Source organism: Pseudomonas sp. SDO55104_S430 (assembly GCF_054070595.1).
Window position 1 is genome coordinate 1 of record NZ_JBSVXG010000401.1, and the last position, 2,844, is coordinate 2,844.

The following is a 2,844-nucleotide window of genomic DNA, read 5'->3' on the forward strand; positions in this document are numbered from 1 at the left end:
GAGGGATCTATGTGCATATAGATCCACTGTGGGAGCGAGCCTGCTCGCGATCTTTTGCTTTTAAAGGTTGGCGACTTTCTGCCAGACTTTGGGCTTGAAGAACAGGGTCTCACCCTTGGCCAACCCGATCAGGCTGTCGTGATCCTTCACCACTTCGGCCTCGATCAGATCACTCTGACCCTCCACCTTCAGCGTCACCCGGGTCGTCGCACCCAGGGGGCGAATGTCCCGCACTTCGGCCGCATGGTGATCGTCCAACTCGTGCTTGGACAACGACACTTCGTGCGGACGGAAAAGCACGTGGTTGTCTTCACCCAGATGCAGACGGTTCGAATCCCCAAGGAAGTGATAAACGAAATCACTGGCCGGGTTTTCGTAGACGTCGCCCGGTGAGCCGATCTGCTCGATCACGCCCTTGTTCATCACCACGATACGGTCGGCGACTTCCATGGCTTCTTCCTGGTCGTGGGTCACGAAGACCGACGTCAGGTTGATGTCTTCGTGCAGCCGCGCCAGCCAGCGACGCAGCTCCTTGCGCACCTTGGCGTCCAGCGCCCCAAAGGGCTCGTCGAGCAGCAGCACCTTGGGCTCCACCGCCAGCGCACGGGCCAGGGCGATACGCTGGCGTTGACCGCCAGAGAGTTGTTCCGGGTAGCGATCGGCCAGCCAATCGAGCTGCACCATGTTCAGCAGTTCGTGAACCTTGGTGGCGATCTGGCTTTCGCTCGGGCGCTGATTTTTCGGCTTCATGCGTAGGCCGAACGCGACGTTGTCGAACACCGTCATGTGGCGGAACAGGGCGTAGTGTTGGAACACGAAACCGACATTGCGATCACGCACATCATGGCCGGAAACGTCTTCGCCGTGGAACACGATGTTGCCCTGATCCGGAGTTTCCAGGCCCGCGATGATCCGCAGCAAAGTGGTCTTGCCGCAGCCCGACGGGCCGAGCAAGGCCACCAGTTCGCCGCTGTGGATGTCCAGGCTGATGTCGTTCAGCGCCTTGAACGCATTGAAATTCTTGCTGACGTTACGCACTTCGATTGACATGGAATCATTCCTCCGCGGCGCTGGCGCGCAGGCGGTTAATACGGTTTTCGCTCCACTGCTTGAGCAGCAGGATGAAGAGCGCCAGGATCAGCAACAGGCTCGCCACGGCGAACGCGGCCACGTGGTTGTATTCGTTGTAGAGGATCTCGACGTGCAACGGCAAGGTGTTGGTCACCCCGCGAATGTGCCCGGACACCACCGACACCGCCCCGAACTCACCCATGGCCCGCGCGGTACACAGCACCACGCCGTAGATCAGGCCCCATTTGATGTTGGGCACCGTGACGTGCCAGAACATCTGCCAGCCATTGGCTCCCAACAGGCGGGCGGCCTCTTCTTCCTGAGTGCCTTGCTCTTGCATCAGCGGAATCAGTTCGCGCGCCACGAACGGCACGGTGACGAAAATCGTCGCCAGCACGATGCCCGGCAAGGCGAAGACGATCTGGATGTCGTGATCCGACAGCCACGGGCCGAACAACCCCTGTGCACCGAACATCAGCACGTAGACCAGACCTGCGATCACCGGCGAAACCGAGAACGGCAGATCGATCAGGGTCACCAGCATGCTCTTGCCGCGGAACGAGTATTTGCTCACGCACCAGGCGGCGCTGACGCCGAACACCAGGTTCAGCGGCACCGAAATCAGCACGGCGATCACCGTGAGTTTCAGCGCCGACAGGGCGTCGGGTTCAAAGATCGCGACGAAAAACTCACCGATGCCGTTCTTCAAGCCCTGGGACACCACGATGAACAGCGGCAACAACAGGAACAGGGCGAAGATCAGCCAGCCAAGGCCGATCAGGACGCGCCGCGCCACCGGGCTGCCACGGCGGGCGGCGTTGGCCGAGGAAGCGGCAGCAATAGACGATTGGGACATGTTCTGCGCCTCCTTATGGGGTTTCGATGCGGCGCTGCAGCAGGTTGATCAGCAGCAGCAGAATGAAGGAAACCACCAGCATCAGTACGCCAATGGAGGTCGCGCCGGTGTAATCGTACTGGTCGAGCTTGACCATGATCAGCAACGGCAGAATTTCGGTTTTCATCGGCATGTTGCCGGCGATGAAGATCACCGAACCGTACTCGCCGACACCACGGGCAAAGGCCAGGGCGAAACCGGTCAGCCAGGCCGGCAGCAAGGCCGGAATCAGGATATGGCGGAACACCTGCAACGGTTTGGCCCCCAGGCATGCGGCCGCTTCTTCCACTTCTTTGGGGATATCGGCCAATACCGGCTGTACGGTACGTACCACGAATGGAAGGGTCACAAAAGTCAGGGCGAGGGTGATGCCCAGGGGGGTGTAGGCGATCTTGAAACCCAGGTCCGTCGCAAATTGACCGACCAGACCGGTGGGGGCGTAGAGCGCGGTCAGCGCGATACCGGCCACGGCGGTGGGCAATGCGAAGGGCAGGTCGATCATCGCGTCAATGATTTTGCGACCGGGGAAGGTGTAGCGCACCAGCACCCAGGCCAGCAGCGTGCCGATGATGCCGTTGATGATCGCGGCACAGAGCGCGGTGCCGAAGCTCAGCTTCAACGCCGCCAGCACCCGTGGCGCCGAAATGATTGCCCAGAACTGATCCCAGGTGAGTTGAGCGGCATGCACGAACATCGCCGCCAGGGGTATGAGCACAATCAGGCTGAGGTACACCAAGGTGTAGCCCAGCGTCAGCCCGAAGCCGGGTATGACGGGGGAGATACGACGCGACATAAAAGTCCTTGGTTGATAACACAATCACTGTGGGAGCGGGCTTGCTCGCGAAAGCGTTGGGTCAGCTACATCCTTTTTAACTGAC

Annotated in this window: 3 protein-coding genes; all 3 read right to left on the minus strand. The window is 60.3% G+C overall.

Going from position 1 to position 2,844, the window contains the following annotated elements; genetic code table 11:
- Positions 1-60 precede the first annotated feature (60 nt).
- The 3 genes from ACW9JE_RS30075 to cysT are packed head-to-tail and all read right to left on the minus strand — an operon-like array spanning position 61 to position 2,759.
- Complete coding sequence (locus ACW9JE_RS30075; RefSeq protein WP_457434830.1) at positions 61-1,050, minus strand: sulfate/molybdate ABC transporter ATP-binding protein; 990 nt, start codon at positions 1,048-1,050, stop codon at positions 61-63.
- A gap of 4 nt (positions 1,051-1,054) precedes the next feature.
- Positions 1,055-1,927, minus strand: a complete 873-nt coding sequence (gene cysW, locus ACW9JE_RS30080) for a sulfate ABC transporter permease subunit CysW (RefSeq protein ID WP_457434831.1) — start codon at positions 1,925-1,927, stop codon at positions 1,055-1,057.
- 13 nt (positions 1,928-1,940) lie between these two features.
- Entirely contained in the window at positions 1,941-2,759 is an 819-nt protein-coding gene (cysT, locus tag ACW9JE_RS30085; protein ID WP_224538835.1) for a sulfate ABC transporter permease subunit CysT, read from the minus strand.
- Between the last annotated feature and the right edge of the window lie 85 nt (positions 2,760-2,844).